Annotated in this window: 11 protein-coding genes; 3 read left to right on the forward strand and 8 right to left on the reverse strand. The window is 60.8% G+C overall.

Annotated features, from left to right (window positions below):
* Positions 1-18 precede the first annotated feature (18 nt).
* Positions 19-1,122, reverse strand: a complete 1,104-nt coding sequence (locus tag CVO96_RS05070; protein WP_103311051.1) for a Gfo/Idh/MocA family protein — start codon at positions 1,120-1,122, stop codon at positions 19-21.
* Between the two features lie 84 nt (positions 1,123-1,206).
* On the reverse strand, positions 1,207-1,422 hold the full coding sequence (locus CVO96_RS05075; protein WP_103311053.1) for a hypothetical protein: 216 nt from the start codon (positions 1,420-1,422) through the stop codon (positions 1,207-1,209).
* Positions 1,423-1,531: 109 nt separating this feature from the next.
* On the opposite strand from CVO96_RS05075, the gene CVO96_RS05080 reads away from it, so the two are divergent.
* Positions 1,532-2,716, forward strand: a complete 1,185-nt coding sequence (locus CVO96_RS05080) for an amidohydrolase (RefSeq protein ID WP_103311055.1) — start codon at positions 1,532-1,534, stop codon at positions 2,714-2,716.
* A gap of 3 nt (positions 2,717-2,719) precedes the next feature.
* On the opposite strand, the gene CVO96_RS05085 is transcribed toward CVO96_RS05080, so the two are convergent.
* On the reverse strand, positions 2,720-3,805 hold the full coding sequence (locus CVO96_RS05085; protein ID WP_103311057.1) for a LacI family DNA-binding transcriptional regulator: 1,086 nt from the start codon (positions 3,803-3,805) through the stop codon (positions 2,720-2,722).
* 103 nt (positions 3,806-3,908) lie between these two features.
* Between CVO96_RS05085 and CVO96_RS05090 the strand changes: the two genes are divergently transcribed.
* Positions 3,909-5,117: an MFS transporter gene (locus CVO96_RS05090; RefSeq protein ID WP_103311059.1), complete on the forward strand. Its 1,209-nt coding sequence runs from the start codon at positions 3,909-3,911 to the stop codon at positions 5,115-5,117.
* A gap of 18 nt (positions 5,118-5,135) precedes the next feature.
* Here the strand turns inward: CVO96_RS05090 and CVO96_RS05095 are convergent, their stop codons facing one another.
* A complete protein-coding gene (locus CVO96_RS05095) occupies positions 5,136-6,338 on the reverse strand; it encodes a citrate synthase (RefSeq protein WP_103311062.1) in 1,203 nt (400 codons plus the stop codon).
* A 152-nt stretch (positions 6,339-6,490) separates the two neighbouring features.
* Between CVO96_RS05095 and CVO96_RS20700 the strand changes: the two genes are divergently transcribed.
* Positions 6,491-7,336, forward strand: coding sequence for a hypothetical protein (locus CVO96_RS20700; RefSeq protein ID WP_133161744.1), 846 nt, complete (start codon positions 6,491-6,493; stop codon positions 7,334-7,336).
* Positions 7,337-7,469: 133 nt separating this feature from the next.
* Here the strand turns inward: CVO96_RS20700 and CVO96_RS05100 are convergent, their stop codons facing one another.
* The 4 genes from CVO96_RS05100 to CVO96_RS05115 are packed head-to-tail and all read right to left on the reverse strand — an operon-like array spanning position 7,470 to position 17,518.
* Entirely contained in the window at positions 7,470-8,624 is a 1,155-nt protein-coding gene (locus tag CVO96_RS05100) for a cysteine desulfurase family protein (RefSeq protein ID WP_103311064.1), read from the reverse strand.
* A 19-nt stretch (positions 8,625-8,643) separates the two neighbouring features.
* Entirely contained in the window at positions 8,644-10,137 is a 1,494-nt protein-coding gene (gene brxL / locus CVO96_RS05105) for a BREX system Lon protease-like protein BrxL (protein ID WP_243398444.1), read from the reverse strand.
* Positions 10,137-12,278, reverse strand: coding sequence for a hypothetical protein (locus CVO96_RS20705; RefSeq protein ID WP_133161745.1), 2,142 nt, complete (start codon positions 12,276-12,278; stop codon positions 10,137-10,139). Before CVO96_RS20705 ends, brxL begins: the two co-directional genes overlap by 1 nt.
* Positions 12,275-17,518: a coiled-coil domain-containing protein gene (locus tag CVO96_RS05115; protein ID WP_103311070.1), complete on the reverse strand. Its 5,244-nt coding sequence runs from the start codon at positions 17,516-17,518 to the stop codon at positions 12,275-12,277. The genes CVO96_RS20705 and CVO96_RS05115 overlap by 4 nt, the downstream gene beginning before the upstream one ends.
* Between the last annotated feature and the right edge of the window lie 49 nt (positions 17,519-17,567).

The following is a 17,567-nucleotide window of genomic DNA, read 5'->3' on the forward strand; positions in this document are numbered from 1 at the left end:
AGGTCGAGGAGACCGGGCTCAGCCCTTCGGCAGCTTCGGTTTCGTGCCCCGGAAGGCGTCCCGCTTCTTCACGGCCTTCAGTTTCACGACCTTGCCGCTGCGCGCGCTCTCGTACAGGGCGTCCATGATGACGTGATCCTGCACCCCTTCCTCGCCGGGCGTCCAGGGTTGCTTGCCCGAGCGCACGCACTGAGCGAAGTGGTCGAATTCCAGGCTGAACTGATCATAAGACGGAAAGGTGGGCATGGTCTTGCCCGCCTCGCTGGAGAGGGTCAGCTGCAGGCCCTCGTATTTGAAGGCCGGATCCATCAGAAGGCTGCCGTCCTCGCCCATCACGCGCAGGGTATCGGTCTTGAAGGCGCCGTAGCTGGTGTGGATATTGGCGACCACGCCGTCCGCGAAGCCCAGCATAAAGCTCATGGACTCCTCGACCTCTTTAAAGCGCTTGTCCTTCTTGGGCTGGTGCATGGTGGCGAAGACCCACTCCGGCTCCTGGCCGGTCACGAAGCGCACGGTGTTCAGGCTGTAGATGCCCACGTCGGGCAGCGGCCCACCGCCCGCCAGCTCCTTTTTCAGGCGCCAGACGGTGGGATCGTCCTCGACCTGCACGTGCATGGAGTCCAGCAGCTTGACCTTGCCCAGCGTGCCGCCCTGCACGGCGTCGCGCGCCGCCCAGTGAGCGGGAGTGTACTGGCAGCGGTAGGCGGTCATCAGGAGCACGCCGGCCTCCTTGCAGACGTCCACCATCTCCTGCGCGTCCCTGGCGTTCATGCCCAGCGGTTTCTCGCACAGGACGTGCTTGCCCATCTTCGCGGCGCGGGTCACGTACTCGCGGTGCATGGAATTCGGCAGCACGATGTACACCACTTCCACGTCGGGCCGGTCGGCCAGGCCGTCGAACTCGTCGTAGGTGTAGACGTCGCTCTCGCTCAGGTCGAAGGCGCGGGCGAAGGCCTCGCCCTTGTCCTCCTCCGAGCTGACCAGCGCCGCCACGTAGGCGTGCTCGCTGGTGCGCGCGGCGGGGATCAGTTCCTGAACGCTGAGCTTGCCCAGCCCGACGATGGCGAAGCCCACGCGCTGGGATTCGGGTTTGGGGGCCTTGATCTTGGGCTTCTGCGGCATAGGCCGAATCTAAACGCGCGCCCCCCAGTCCGGGTGCGGCGCGCGTTGAGGCGACCTTGACGGTCGGCCTTGACCCTCAAGCCTTCAGAACCAGCGGCGCGAGCGGGATTTGCCGCCCAGCTTGCGCTCGGCCTGATTCAGCAGCGTGTCCAGCAGCCGATCGCGCTTGCGGGCCTTGACGTATTTGCCGCGCGTCTTCTGCTGCGAGCGGCGCAGCATGGAGATCACCTGCAGGAGAACGGGCGCGTACACCATCAGCTTGCCGAGGGTGCCGGACTTGGCGGTACGGGGGACTCTCATACCCCCCAGTACGACATGCCGGGCCGCAGAGTTGCTGAACCCCCGCTCAAGAACGTTCAGGAACGCGGGACGAGGTGGGTCTCCGCGCCCAGTGGCGCTAGGCTGGGGCATGACGGCAACTCAGGACAAGGGAACGGCACTGCGCGATCAGCTGGTGGCCTGGCGGCGCTGGCTGCACATGAACCCCGAGGTCGGCTTCCACGAGCACGAGACGGCCGCCTACATCGAGGCCGAGCTGAGGCAGATGCCGGGCCTCCTGGTCAGCCGGCCGACCGAAACCAGCGTGCTGGCGGTGCTCCAGGGGGGCCAGCCCGGCCGCACGGCGCTGCTGCGCGCCGACATCGACGCCCTGCCCATCCATGAGGAGAACACCTTCGACTTCGCCTCGCAGCGCCCCGGCGTCATGCACGCCTGCGGCCACGACGGCCACACCGCGATCCTGCTGGGCGTGGCGAAACTGCTGTCCGAGTCGCCCCAGGACGTGCCCGGCGAAATCCGCATGATCTTCCAGCACGCCGAGGAGATCGGCCCCGGCGGCGCCGAGGAACTGGTCACGCAGACCACGCTGATGGACGGCGTGGACGTGGTGACCGGCCTGCACCTGAACAGCCAGCTCCCGGCGGGCGTCGTGGCGGTCAAGCCCGGCCCCTTCATGGCCGCCCCCGACACGGTCGAGCTGACCATCCGGGGCCGCGGCGGCCACGGCGCGCACCCCGAGGAGGCGGTCGACCCCATCGCCATCGGGGCGCAGGTGGTGGGCAACCTGCAGCACGTGGTCAGCCGCCACGTGGGCGCCCAGGACGCGCTGGTGGTCAGCATCACGAAATTCGTCAGCGGCACCACCCACAACGTCATCCCCGACACCGCCGAGCTGATGGGCACGGTGCGCACCTTCGACCCCGACCTGCGCCAGAAAGCCCCAGCGCTGATCGAGCGCGTCGTCAAGGGGGTCTGCGAGGCGCACGGCGCGACCTACGAGCTGCGCTACGAGTTCGGCTACCGCCCCCTGATCAACACCGACTGGGTGGCCGAGCAGCTTCGGGAAATCGCCATCGAGACGGTCGGCCCGGAGCGCTTCCAGGTGTCGAAGCCCACCATGGGCGGCGAGGATTTCAGCGCTTACCTGGAGCGGGCCCCCGGCGCCTACTTCAACGTCGGTTCGGGCAGCGACGCCGCCGACAGCCGCTGGCCCCACCACCACCCCCGCTTCACCATCGACGAGGCCAGCCTGGAGACCGGCGTGCGGATGCTCCACGCGGCGGCCCTGAAGCTGACCGGGCCGCCCACCACCTGATCTTCAGCCTTCCGCCTTCTGCCTTCTGCGCTCCGCCGTACTCTCCCGCACTACCAGCCGGGTCGGCAGCGTGACCTCGCCCGCCCCTTCGCCGGCCAGCAGGGCCAGCATGGCCTCGCCGACCCGCTGGCCCTTCTCGGCGGTGGCCTGCCAGACGGTGCTCAGGCCCAGCGCGGCCGAGCCGGGCAGGTCGTCGTACCCGATGATGCTCAGGCTCTCCGGCACGGCGCGGCCCAGCGTCCGGGCAGCGCGCAGGGCGCCGTAGGCCAGCACGTCGCTCATGCACAGCAGGGCCGTGATGTCGGGGTGGGCGCGCAGCAGTTCCAGGGTGCGGGCCTCGCCCTCCTCCGGGGTGTTCTGGCCGCTCTCGGTGAGGAAGAGGCGGGCGCCGGGCGCTCCCTCCCGGTAGCCGGCCAGGCGTTCGGCGGAGGTGCGGTAGCTCACGGCGGCCTCGCGCCCTGGCCCGACCGGCCCGGCCACCGGCTCCGGCCCCAGCTCCAGGCACACCACGCCGATGGTGCGGTGGCCCAGCTCGGTCAGGTGCCGCGCGGCCTGGCGGGCGCCGCCCGCATCGTCGATGCCGATCTGGGCGGCGGGTGGATGCGGGTACTGGTCGACCAGCACGGTGGGCAGGCCCCGGTCGAGCACGGCCCGCAGCAGGTCGCTGTCCTCGGCCGCGCAGTACACGATGAAGCCGTCCACGCTGGCGCTGCTCACCGGGGTCACACCCTGGGGACTGGCGAGCAGCAGCAGGTTCAGGCCCTCGCCCTGGATGGCGTGGGTCACGTTGCCCAGGAACATCGCGGCGGCGGGGTCTGCGAAGGCGTATTCCAGCGGCGCGTCGTACACCACGCCGATCACGCCGGTGCGGCCCCGGCGCAGGGAGCGCGCGAGCGGGTCGGGGCCCCGGTAGCCCAGGCTGCGGGCGGTCTCCAGCACGCGTTCACGCAGCTCCTGCGACAGCTGATCGGGGCGGTTGTAGGCGTTGCTCACGGTGGCCACCGAGACGTTCAGGGCCTGGGCCACCTCGCGCAGCGTGATCCGGCCCCCGCGGGGTGGCCGGGTCTCGGGGAACTTGGCGGACGGCATGGCCAGATGGTAGCGTATGGACAGGCCCTCTGAATCGTTTCAGATCGCGGTTTCAGACGTCGTCGACTTCGTTCCCACACCCCCGCCCCCCCACAGGAATCCCATGACTCAGACGATGTCCAGCTCATCCGCTTCGCAGGCTGAGGCCGCCCGCCGCGCCGTGGGCGCCATCTTCCTGGTCAATGGGATGGTCTTCGCCTCCTGGGCGGTAAACATTCCGGGCGTGCGCGACAAGCTGGCGCTGAACGAGGCGCAGATCGGGCTGGCGCTGCTGGCGGCGGGCGTCGGCGGGGTGCTGAGCATGACCCTGGTCGGCCGCTGGACGGCCCGCTGGGGAAGCGACCGGGTGACCCGGATCAGCGGGCTGCTGTTCCTGCTCTCGCTGCTGCTGCCGCTGCTGGCGCCGAGCTTCGGGACGCTGGTGGCCGGGCTGCTGGTGCTGGGCGCCGCGAACGGCGTGATGGACGTCGCCATGAACGCCCAGGGCGTCACGGTCGAGCAGCGCCTGGGGCGGCCGATCATCAGCCGCCTGCACGCCTATTTCAGCCTGGGGGGCGTGCTGGGCGCGGCCCTGGGCAGCCTTCTGATCGGCCGGGTGCCGATGTTCACGCATGCCCTGATCGTGGTGGTGGGCACCGTGCTGGTGGCTCTCTACACCAACCGCTTTCTGATTCCCGATCCGCCCCAGGACGCCCCGGCCACGAGCTCAGGCGGCGCGCCGTCCACCCCGGGTCTGTTCAGCGTGGCGGTGCTGCTGCTGGGCGCCCTGTGTTTCCTGGGGATGCTGGCCGAGGCCGCCAACTACGACTGGGCCGCGCTGTACTTCCGCGACGTATTGAGCCAGGAGGCCGGCCGGGCGGGCCTCGGCTACACGGCGTTCGTGACCACCATGACCCTGGGCCGCTGGTTCGGAGACCGCCTGCGCGCCCGCCTGGGCGACGAGGCGGTGGTGCGGGTCGGGGCGCTGGTCGCGGCCCTGGGCCTGGGGCTGGCGCTGCTGTGGCGCGAGCCGCTGCCGGCTGGCCTGGGCTTCGCGCTCTCGGGCCTGGGCCTGAGCAACGTGGTGCCCGTGATGTACGGCACCGCCGGGCACGCCCTGGCCGGACGCGGCATCGCGCTGGTGGCGGCCATCGGCTACGGCGGCTTCCTGATGGGGCCGCCCGTGATCGGTTTCGTGGCCCAGCAGGTGGGCCTGCCCGCCGCGCTGAGCATCGCGCTGGCCGGTGCCGCGCTGATCGTGCTGCTGGGCGGCCGGGCCTTCGCGCTGGTGCGCGGGAGGGCCCCCTCAGCAGTGCCCAGTTCGGCGCAGTGACGTGAATCGACAGCAGACTCAGCGCCCCACGTAGCGTGCCCGGGGCCGGATCAGCTGGCCCCCCGCCTGGGTCTCCAGCGCGTGTGCCAGCCAGCCGGTGGCCCGCGCCAGTGCGAACAGGGCCAGCGCCGCGTCCGGCCCCTGCCCGAGCGCCTGGGTCAGCGCGGCCAGGGCCAGATCCACGTTCGCGTGCTCGCCGGTCTCCTGCTGGGCCAGCGCCCGGAGCTCCAGCGCCGCCTGCAGCGCCCCGTCGTGCGGTAGGGCGTCCGCAAGGGCCGTGAACAGCGCCCTGGCCCGGGGGTCGCCCCGGGGGTACAGGCGGTGGCCGAAGCCCGGCGGGTAGGTGTGCCGCCGGGTGGCGTCGCGCAGGGCGGTTCTGGCCCCGCTGCGCCGCGCGTGCGTGATCAGGTCGTGGGCGTCCAGCGTCGCCAGACCGTGCCGGGGGCCCTGCAGCGCGCACAGGGCGGCCAGGGTGGCGTGCTGCAGGCTGGCCCCGCCGCTGGCCGTGACCCGTGCGGCGAAGGTGCTCACGTTCAGTTCGTGGTCGGCCAGTAGCACCAGCGCCCGGCGCAGCAGGTCGGCCTGCCCCGGCACGCCCCAGGCGCGGGCCAGCCGGGCGTGCAGCGGCAGATCGGGCGCGGGCGGCACGCCCTGGCAGCGCTCCAGCGTGGCGTACAGCAGGTTCAGCACCCGCGCCGCCTGCCCCGGCCCCGCCTGCGGGCGGGCGTCCAGTGCGCTCAGGTCGTGCGCTCCGGCGCAGGCCAGCGCGTAGGCGAAGGCTTCCGCCGGCAGCGGGGCGCGTGGATGGGCACTCAGGTTCAGCCGGGCCCGCAGGGGCAACTGGGCCCAGCCGTCCGGGTCGTCCGTCCAGAGCAGGGCCGCGACCTCCTCGACCGTCGCCGCTGCCGACAGGGCCACGGCGTCCTGCCCCCGGTAGGTCAGGCGTCCGTCCGAAATCCGGGTCAGGGCGCTGTCCAGCACCGGGCCGCCCCACTCCAGCGCCGAGCCCAGGGCGCCCTGCACCGCCGCTTCCGGGTCACGCCGCGCCCCCTGCCGGGCCAGCAGGGTCTGGACGTCCTGGGCGTGATAGCGCCGCTCCCGTGTGCCCGCCGGCCCCGGCTCGCTGCGGATCAGCCCACGTGACACGTAGGCGTAGAGGGTGGCGGGCTTCACGTCCAGCAGGGCCGTGGCCTGCTCGGCCGTCAGAAACGGGGTGTCCATTTTCGCTTTGTTTGAGACTGGTTAATGGCGTTTTTTCCCCTCACTTCTCGTTCTGGGTGAGATTGTTTTCGTTTGCCATGAGACTAGCCCGTATACATTTTCGTTTGCCATGAGCCTGAAGAGGCTATGCGAACCAATTGGTATCGTAGCCCATGACGCTGGGAAGGCTGCCAATCATTGTTCCGCCAAGACCTCAGGAATTTCCGGTGGCGTGGTTAGCCAGACTTGCATTCCAACATCAGTCACCTATTGGCGGCCTTGCCAACTTTATGGAATTATCGAGTTTCGCACCACTCTGCTCTACAGATCTCAAAAGCGCAGGCGTGATGGCGATCTGGTTTCAGATATTTGAATGTACTCGAGTCAGTCCAATGAAATTTCACGAGTTTTATAGAAATAGGCATATCTTTACAATTGGCCGGGATGTTTACCTTGAAGGAGCAATAGAACCCGGCGCTAGCATGGCTTTTATATCAGGTCTTAGTGTCTGGATTTGTCCGCTATGCTGCTTAGAGAAAGGATTTATGGACAAAAAGTCTATATCTACTTACGCAGTTGTGTGTGTTGATCATGAAGCTGTTCTTCTAAACTATTGCACAGACTGTGGAAATCGCATACGCTTACCCAGAATATATGAAGTCAGCTATCTCTCGTGTGTTGATTGTGGACTCCAATATTCTGAAATGAAAACTCAGAACGCTTCTCGTAATAGTCTAGTTTATCAGAAGAAAATATATGAAGAGGAACTTTCTGGTGATAGCAGTCACACAAAGTTTCTTCTAGATGCAGTGATTTATAGGCACCAATCAAAAGTTTGGGATGCAATTTACGCATACAAAGAGAATTTTCAAAACTTTCGTTATTACAGACCTTTTCTTACTAGGTTAAACTTGCTGTCAGCTATTGGGGATCTATACATAAAGCATGATGAAAATCTGAATCTTGTAAAAAATGAAATGTTTGGTGTGAATCGCAGTAAAAAACTTAAGATAAGGTAGATCAACAGTGGCATTTTACAAAGTGAATTTCAGCCCCATATAGCAAGAAGATTGTAACAGTCTTTGATTTGAGACAGTTCCCATAGCGTAAACACTGTGCTGAGAAATGAATAAAATAAGCTTGTAGATATGTTCACTGCAAAGAGAGAAGCCGCCTTGATGCGTCGGCGATTGCAAGCACAAATTCGCTAATCTGGTCTTTAGTAGTCCAGCGTCCCATACTCACTCGGAAAGTAGATTCGGCGGAACTTCTAGATAGTCCCAAAGATAAAAGTACATATGAGGGCTCTATCGCTCCCGAATTACAAGCCGATCCCAGGCTCAAGGCAAAATTAGGAAGATTTGCAATAAGCGCGTCGGCCTCTATTCCCTTTATCATTACACTACTTGTGTTTGGAAGTCTCTTATTCAGTTTACCATTAAATATAACATCAGATACATTTTTGAGGAGCATATCCTCAAAATAGTCACGTAACTTGGATGCTTCTTCAGTCTCTTGCCACGCCTCTGATTTAAGTATATTGCATGCAGCTCCAAAACCCACAATAGCTGGGACATTCTGAGTGCCTGCTCGCAGCTTGGACTCTTGCCCTCCCCCACGCAGAAGAGGGGAGAGATGACGCTGCCGCACTGCGCGCTGCGCTATAAGTGCCCCCGCGCCTTTGGGGCCATAAAGTTTATGACTGCTAAATGATATCAAGTCAATTGGCAGATTTTGCCAGTCTATATCCACACGGCCTACAGCCTGGGTAGCATCACAGTGGAAAAAGGCGCCAGCCTTTCCTGAAACTTCACTGATGTCTGCTATGGGCTGGATCGTTCCAATCTCGCTATTAGCCGCCTGAATAGAGACGAGTAATGTGTCAGAAGTCAGAAGTGACTGTAATCTCTCTAAGTCGATAAAACCTTCGCTGTCTACTGGAACGTACTGAATATCGAACCCTTCCTGAGCAAGGTCTTGGCAAGGATCCAAAACAGCTTTATGCTCAATCGCTGAAGTAATAATCCTGCGACGCCGATCTCCATTTCGCTGTGCTGCTCGTGCTACTCCATAAAGAGCCAAATTGTTGCTCTCCGTGGCCCCCGAAGTGAATATGACATCCCGAGGATCAGACGCCACAAGCTGAGCGACGCGACCTCGCGCCAACTCTACAGCGTCAGCTGCTTGCCTCCCAGCCATGTGAGTAGCGCTTGACGGATTAGCAAACTGATTCGTGAAGTACGGTAACATCTCTTCTACGACGCGCGGGTCACAAGGCGTAGTTGCATTATAGTCAAGATAAATCATAGTGCGCACCGCCCACAACTCATTTCTTTGCCTGCGTAATTTTGGACTCGTATTGTCTGTATTCGCCGTCTAGTGCATATAATTCATCCCATATTCCCTGTCTTAATTGGATGGCCGGCCTTAAACAATATTTGTAGAAGTCTTGGTTTGCAACTTCCCCATGAGGGAATTGAATCTTCATTAAACCAGCAGCAATAGCACGTACCGACTCTTCATTCCGGCGGTATGGCTTTTCACCGCCCAAACGCACTGCTTGGTCGGCATATGCCTCGGAACTCAAATCATCACGAAGGGCAATCAAGGCATCTCCAAAAAAATCAGATTTGAGGCCCACTGTCAGCGGGGATGCCGTGCCGACCAACAATTTGGAACTCAGCTTGGGGAGTTCCCATCCTGGGAGTAGAGCTTTGATGCGGTCAAGAAAAGCAGTCTCGCGCAAAAACTCAGGCAGCTCCTCAACCAACGACGCCTTAACAGGCCGTTGTTGATCATCGAGTGTGATGTTAGCCAGCATTACGAAGCCACAGTCGCTGGCGCTTTCGTGCAACCCGCCAGCGGTCAGCTTGCCATTGGCCAGATAGCCTTTCAGTCCACCCACGATCTCTTCTGGGTTGGTAAATTTGGACGTTTGAATTTCGTCTAGCACGACCACCTTGAATCGGGCGAGCAGACCCCAAGTCCCGTTCGCGTTATTAACGAACAAAACGGCGCGCGAAATGTTTCCGCCGCTTACCAGGCGAACCTTTGGGCTGATGTTCTCATATGTAAAACTCTTCCCCGTGCCCTTGGGCGCGAGTTCCAGCATATGCATGTTTTTTTGTACCAAGGGCAGGAGTCGGCACAGAAGCCACGTCTGCTGCTCATCAGAGAACGCCGAGGGATCAAATCCCAGCGTGGTCAACAGGATTGCCCGCCACTCGTACAGCGTAAATTTCCTGCGCGCTTCTTTGAACAGAGGTAGATTTACGCTGGCCTGCATTGGCTTGAAAGACAAGATAGCCACACCATCTTTCAAGGCGCCTAGTTCCACCACCCCCCACATGCCCTGTCGCAAGAGATCAGGTTGTTCTTCCAGCAGGGCGTCCGAAATGTAAGCATCAGATATGCCAAGCAGCCTGAGCTGAGCAAGTCGCTGCGGCTCCTTGCCCTTCTTCAATTGGATCTCGGCTTGCAGTGGCGTCAGCACCTTGACAGTCTGTCCCTGGGCCAGCTTGTGCTTGATGATGTGCTGCTCACTTGGCCCAGGAATGACGCGGGCAGCCCAGTCCAGAACTTTCGTCGTCTCGTCCTGGGTTAACTCACCCTGTCCTGGCACGACGCTCTCTAACACCCACTCGGCCACATACGCTGGAATGCCGCGTTTGTTGAGTTGACTTGCTGGCAGTCGACGTTTATCAATCGCAAGAGAGCGGAAAACCTCGGTTACTTTCGCATTCAGTTGCCGCAAGGCGTCGTCACTCAATGGCTCATTCTGGGTCTGATCTGGTGTCTGGGACATAAAGTCGGTCTGCATCACAGCAGGTCATCCAAGATACTCGCCGTGGGTGTGTACAGTTCTTCGGACTCCAACGCAATTTGGGCGTCTACGTATTGAACAGCTCCTTGGCCTGCTTGCACTCCAAGCTTGAGATACAGGGCACCTAACGTTTCCGACTTGGGCCAGGCCGTCACCGTGAGTTGACGTTCTGTAGCACTGTGTGGTGGGAGAGTCCAGCCAATGAGGTCGCCGATCAGCGCCACCAAGGAACCTGTAGTGCTACTCACCTTCAGGGGAAGGGCAGTGGAGTTGATACCTCGGAGGACGACTATGCCAGGTTGCTCTGCCTCACCCTTGCCAGCCACCTCGATAGAAGGCAAGCGGAAATTAAGGTCGCGGACGTAGACAGCCCACGGAATGAGCACTTCTTCAGGCGTGATGCCCCCGTGTGGGCACACTTCGCGCCCAGTAGCACCCGTGACCGTCCGAAAGGTTTGGTCTCCCCACATGACGGCCGCGTCCTGAGTCATCCCGAACGTTGTTCGCCCCAGCAAGGCATAGGTCTCACCAAGCTCGAAGCCCTGTGCCGGAATGCTTGCCCAGGCACCGAATGCCGCTCGCCCCTCTGGCTTGAAGTGGTGTGGTGCCGAAACCGTTCGCTCTGACTCCAGCAGGAGTCGACCATGGTCTGTGGTGATCACGAGCTGGGCCGGAACCTCGTTCGGAATGCCGTCGAGCATCAAACCTAAGAGTCGCTCGGCGAGACCCATCAAAGTCGCGTTAGCGGCGGTGAACGCTTCATCAAGCGTATCCGCGTCGTGGTAGAGCTTGTCTGTTTGGACGTAGTTCCAAAACACGATGTCTCCCGGTTGTCCATTCTGCAGCGCTGCTCGCACCTTGTTCTCCCTGGTTGAGGATTCGCCCAGCGGTTTGCCCTTATCGCTGAGCGTGGGGGCAACGCCACATACAAGGGCCGGCTTGGCCTGATGCGTGATTGTCGGAAGGGCCGGAAAGGCAACCTGGCTGCCCAAATCACTTAGGCGCTGCCCACTGTCGTGCTGTGCCAGATGGCGCTGCAAGATGGCGAGATCATGCAGGCTTAGTCCATCACAAATCACAACCAGCGTTAGACGGTCGCTGCGTTTGAGATCCGCGCTGCGTTGCCACACCAACCAGTCTGCATGGGAACCCCCGTTCAGAGCCTTGGCATATACCGCTAGAAACCGCTCTGCAAAGTGACGTAATGTGAGCAAAAGGGCTGACTGGTCAGCTTTCTTAGAAATGCGGTAAGGCAGGTACTCACGCTCCATCCAGTTCGACCACGCATCCGGATGCTCAGGAAGTGGGGCCGGAAGATGAACCGGTAGCTCTTGCACCAGTTTTCCATATCGCTCATTCGGCAGAAATTCGCGTAAGCGCTGTACAGCAGTCTGGGTTAAAGCCTCTGGGTGCAGCTTGAGCCAGGCCGCCGTTTCGATGGCCGCCACCTTGAGTATTTCGACGGCGGCGTTAGCCGCTTGCCACTGCGAAAATGCATCCAGTCCCTGCTCCGAAACGGCTTTTGCTACGTGCTGACGCACCATCTCCAACGCTTGTCCACGCAATGGTATAGGGAAAGGCGCTGGCCAGCGGGGCAGCCCTGACTGGATACCAAGCCAACTCAGCAGGAGGGGTTCCACGCCCTCTTCCGACACGCCGTAGATGGGTGTCCAAACAGTGCTTACCATGTCTGACACTGAAGCGCCGACCCGCTCAAGGGCGAGTTGCAGTTCAGGCGTCGCCTCCGCCCGCAGCAGAAGCCACTCCGCAGCATGTTCAGCGCTCCCAAGGGGCTGGCCGCCAGCCAGGTGAGCGATCAACTCGGAAAGGTGGCTGCTCGTATTGAAATCTATTCCCAAGTCCGGCCACTGCTTAAGCAACACCTGAGCAGATTCAGCACCAAGACCCGGAACGAGGTGCCCAAGGGTCGTGCGGGCAGAGTACACCTTCTGGGAGTGGAAGTTGCGGCCTATTGCAAACTTTTGTGCCCATTCGACCAGTGGCGACCCATGGATGAGAAGCGGTTTGTCCAGCAATGCTTGGCGGAGGAATTCAGCTTCCGTATAGACGTTTTGAAGACCAGTTTGTTCGACGTCTCCCGCCGGATCCAGGTGGTAGCGAGGCGATGGAGCACTCATGATGTTGGCGTCAACAGCAGGCTCTGAAGACGCTGCACCACCGCTGCGCGCCGCTGCGGGGAGTCAATCCTCTCAAAGAGCGTTTCGATCTGAAGAACCTGATCTTCTTCCAGTCTGGCTTGCAAGCCGCTCCGGAGCCCATCCAGGCGCTTCTGTCCTGCATCGTCTAGGAACGCATGAGGCTGCGCCAGTTCCTTCCCAAGGTCGGCCAGGCCCTTGCCAGCCAAGGTAGACAGTCCTTTCTCACGTGTCTGTAGCCAGGCCAAACCCTCCTGACGCTTCACCTGTACCCTATCCAGCAGACGTGCCCGTAACTTCTCAAGTTGATCGAGCTGCCCTTCCGACCACACCGGCAACTCCAGCAAGGCCGTGTATCGCTGCAAGACCTCCTGCGCTTCTGCTAGGTTTCGCCAGGATGCGTTGCTTAAGGCAGCCATATCTGTCAGCAAGGGACGTAGTTCTTGCCGCCGCTGTTCCAGTGCCTGCGAGCGCTGCGACAAGCCATCTGGCAAGCCCGCACGCGGAAAATGGCGGAGATCTATTTTTTCTAGATCGACCAAGGTAAAGGCACTTCCGAGTTTGCTTTCATACGTGGACAATTCCTGCTCCAGCTTGGCTACTTGGCCCTCGTACAGTTGCTGGGTATGGGCTACATCGCTCTCCAATACGTCACGCTGCACTGCAGACAAGACGGGCTTATTCAACAGAATGTGCTGGTCTGCTTTCCGGCTTAAGAGGTCAGTCAACCTAATTGATGAATTGCTCCGCAGCTCGGCGGCCCGGCGAATCACCGCTGTCAGTTCACCTAACTGGCGAGCCAGGGACTCGACAACGCCCTGTTGCGGACTTCCAATAAGGCTGGCCTCCTGGCGCGTCACGTCCTTTGCCAGCTTCTCAAGCACCTGGAGTTCCGTGGCCTCAGACGCCTGGGCCTGCCACTCATGGGGCAAGGCATTCAGTCGAGCCAATTCAGCTTCAATGGCAGCTCGCTTGGCCTCAGCTACTGCAGTGACCTTACCCGGCTGGAGTGCCACCTTCTGCAGTTCCGCCAGGCTCTGATTCAGGACACTCACACTGCCCGTTTGAGGAATTGAGGACACCGCTTGCAGGCGTTGCGATTCCTGTGCGGCAGCGTCATGCTGCGTGCGGATGGCAGTGCGTAGCTCGCCCAACGCGACCCGTCCAGTCTCGCTTAGGAACCGTGGGGGCACATCCAGAGCCTGCTCCAGGCCCTTCACTTGGCCCGAATCAAAGCGCTGCTGCTGATGCTCAAGCCACGCTGTAGCCCTGGTCTCCAGTTCTTGCTGCTGCCTCTCTAGTGCTGCTGACGCGTGGTCAACCTGCGCTAGCTGGGCTGCGCTCACGACGTCCTTGTACTCCTGCCTCAACTCCTGTAAGGCAGTCTGGCAGCGCTCCACATCTGCCGGTTCATGAAGCACCGGAGAACTACTGACCACGTTGAAGTACCGGTTCAGCGCATCCGCGTGCGATTGAAGCTTGCCCAGCGTCTCTGCTTCGGCTGTGCCCTCATAGCGAGAACTGCCAGCCAGGAGTTCCTTGCTCAATTTGCTCGCAGCCACAGCATCCATGACGCTGGATAAGGATTCCTGCCATGCCGGCAACCGGCGCTCTAGTTCGGCAATGGACTGTTTGAGCTGCAAATATTTTTCGTCAGAGAGGGCATTGGCCCTATCAGATTTCAATTCCAGGGTACGCAATGCCTCCAGGCTGTTTCGCAGCCCGGCGAGGTTGCCCTGAATGGAGATGTTATTGACCAGTTTAAGTTCAGCAACTTCAGCCTGGCTGGCCTCTAAGGCTTGCTTGGCTTCGGCAAGGGTCTGAAGAGCAGTATCTGCTTGCGCTTTTAGTTCTAAGAGCCCCAGACCATGCAGTGAATTCACCAAGGCTTTCAACGCCGCAACATTCAGGGAGTACTGGGAGATCTCGCGCAGTTGCGTGTTCTGCTTGATTTCGGTCGCTGTCAGGCTGGTGACGAGCTTAAGAAGCTGCTGCTGAAGCTGCTCGCCTGTAGCCTTCTCAGATTTCACTAGGCTCAAGCTGGGAAAGCCCGACTTCAGTCGATCTGCCAACGGCTTGACCTGGGCTACCGACCGCGCCTGACTAAGACTCGCCTCAAATCCCTCGACGGCCTTATCGTAGGCCGCCTGGTTCTCCAGACCCTTCTGCAACTTGGAGTTGGCCGTCTCCAGCTGTTCCAGGAAGTCAGCGTCGTATCGGGGGTTATTGTGCTTGAACTCCTCAAGGATGTTGCTGCCGCGTTTGGCCTCGACAATAGTGAACATGCCGTTTTTGAGCTGGGTCAGCACCTCGGTGACTTTGGCCTTCTCGGTGGCCGTGTCCTTGCGGTGGATCTGTACTCCAGACATGGCCTTGAGGAACACGCCGGGGTTCTTAAAGGCTTCCTTGGCGCCAGGGGCCGGGCGGCTGAGTTTGCCGACCCCACTTATAGCGATGGCGTCTCGGTTCCGGCCAATCCACGCGGCGAAGAGCAGCGCCAGCGTGTTCTGGTCATAACCGTACGGCGGTTGTAAAAGTTCCAAGAGTACGACGTCCGCACACGCACTCTTGATCTTGGGCGAGAATGTCCCATCGAAGCGATCCCACGCGACCTTAACCTTCGTGAACGTCGGCTCGACCACCTGCTGCTGGGGGCTAACGATGCCCCACTCTTTTTGCAGCAGCTTGACCACTTCTCCTGGCACTTTGGCACCAGCCGACCACTTCACCTGATCCAGGCCATTCTCCAGCAACTCATAGATCACATCTACAGTGGCCTTGGTCAGGTTGGTGGAACTCTGCTTGTACTGGGTGAAGAAGCTGTCGGGATGATGGGGGTAAGCCAGCTCATACACGACCTTCAGAGCCTCGCCCACCCGGTTTGCTGGTTCAGGGCGCAGGCGTGCTTCCAGTGCCTGCTGCATGGCTGGCGGCACAACCACGACACTGCCCGTCCGCAGGGCATCCATGCCTTTGGCCGCCTTGCTGCTCAGCGTCTGTTTCATTTCCCCCAGGGCGCTCTCCCCCACCTTGGGCTGCGCGATGGTCTTGAACAACGGTTCGCTCACCAGAGCCAGTTTTAGCAAGGTGGTGTTTAGGTCGCCGTGGCCCTCGCGCGGCACTAGGAACAGCAGGGGTGCAGCGTTGTCCTTAGCCGATTGGGCCAGTAGCTGCTTGATCTTCTCGACGGCCTCGTCGGCCTCCTTCTGGGATTTGGGTACCACCAGCACCACGACGCCCCGCGCGTCCGGCGGGCTATCGATCTGCACCGCGTACTTGTTCCGCAGGGCGGTCAGCAGATCCTGCTTCAGGGCGCTAACGGGCACGATGACCTCTTTGGCCGCCCAGTCGTCCTCGTGCCCCCAGGAAATGGCCACGGGGTAAGACCGGCCCAGGCCAAGATTATTGACCGCATTCGTGCCGCCACTAAAGTTCTCGAACAGCTGCGCCAGCTTCCTGTTCCCCTCGCGCGTCGCTATTTCTTCCGTCAACAGGCGGTCGAGGTCGAGGGCACCGTTGGAGCCGACCCAAAACGAATAGGTCTTGTTGGCCGAGTCGTAGCGAATGTAGTGCTGGTCTTCCAACACCTGCAGGATGCGTTTTGCCTCACCTTCCTCCAGTCCTGTCAGGTTGGCAATTACAGCTGCGTACCCGCCCGCCTGCTTGGTGGGCAATTCAGCCACGTCTAGGAGCAGCATAGCCCTGAGCACCTCCTGCTGCTCCACAGTCAGATCTGGCTTGATGACGTTCTTAAAGTTCTTGTACTTGTCCTCGCCAAGCGCTTCGCCGTAATAGTCCACCAGGCGGGTCGGGAGCACCCAATTCGGCTGTCCGGCCTCCGTGAGGGCGGCCTCATTAAAACGTGGCATGACGAAGCCCTGCTCGTCCTGAATGAAGCCCAGCACGGAGCGCACCGTTGCAGACGAATGCAGAGTTACGCTGGAAAGGAATGCGGTCGTGAGCGGGTGCAGTGGAAAACACTGCTTGGCGACCTTGTCGATAATGGTGTTGAGATTCCAGTCCAGTTGATTCCGCCCATATCGATCTGCGAACAGCTGCTTGGCCGTGTCACTAGCCTCGCTGACTGTCAGGCCGACCTGCGGATGCTGCATAAACGTGTGCCAGGCCGACTCGTCCGTCTTGAGCACGCCGCCCAGCACGTCCTCCAGCATGGTTTGCATTTTGTGCCTGTTGGCTGTCGGGAGACGATTGAGCTCTTTGATCAGCTCCTCGCCGCCCCCATGACGTTCGGCAATCACGTTTGGGTCATGCTGGGAAAGCCCTACGAACATCGCTTTTCCACGTGCTGATTGGTGGTTAATGCCGCTCAGCAATTCCTGTAGTGGCGCCCCAATCGGGTTGTTTTGCGAGTAGTCCTGAACGAATCGACTGAACTCGTCGAAGAGCACGAGCAGTCCTCCGAACGGTTTGCCCGGCCCGCACAGATCGTCAACGATCCAACGCACCGCGTCGCTCAGAGCAGTTTCCCCACCGAGGCTCGGTTCGACACTGTGCACAGCCTTAAAAGCTCCGACAGCCAGCTGGTAAGCGCTTGACCTCTTCTCTGCGATTTCTTGCTGCACGCTGTGCAGGTCGCGGCCATGCTTGGACAGGTAAGCATTGGCCGTTGCCAGGTGGGCAGGACTCGTGCTAATCCGATCGAGCAACTCTGCGGCCTTATCGAACCAGAAGGGTGGCTTGAGTGCCCGAGTCTGCTCCCGCTGCCCCAGGGCACGGTCTAGCGACTGGAAGAAAGTGTCTCGCAATCCGCCGGGACGGTCACCGCGCAAGATCAGTACCAGGAAGGGGGCTTTGTCCTCGTTGTCACGGAAGTCGCGGAAAACCTGCGCCTCGTTGGCAGGAAGGGCGTGATCCAGTTTTTTGAGCACCATATTCAGCGCCGCAGAACCGCGCTGGGCACCGAAATAGTTTGCTAGCGCTAGCCCCAGGTGGCTTTTCCCATGGCCGTACGTCGCAAGGAAGACAAAGCGATTTTCCCCAGTTGCTCCAATGGCCGTGACGCTTTGGTGGAGCAGGCGCAGCAAATCAGCTGTCCCCTTGCGCTCTCCGTGCCCACCCGAGCCACGTGTAAACATGAACCGCTGCATCAGGTCTTGGTTCAGCGCCGCGTCGTCGTAGAACGTGGACAGCTGAACGTCGCTGATGAACTGCGTGGTGGTATCGGGCTGGGCAATATCGCGGATGGTCAGGGGGCTGGTCATGGCTGGGCGGGATTCCTTTCCGTCATCACGGCAACGAGGCGAAGGGTGA

The organism is Deinococcus koreensis, assembly GCF_002901445.1.
GTDB lineage: Bacteria > Deinococcota > Deinococci > Deinococcales > Deinococcaceae > Deinococcus > Deinococcus koreensis.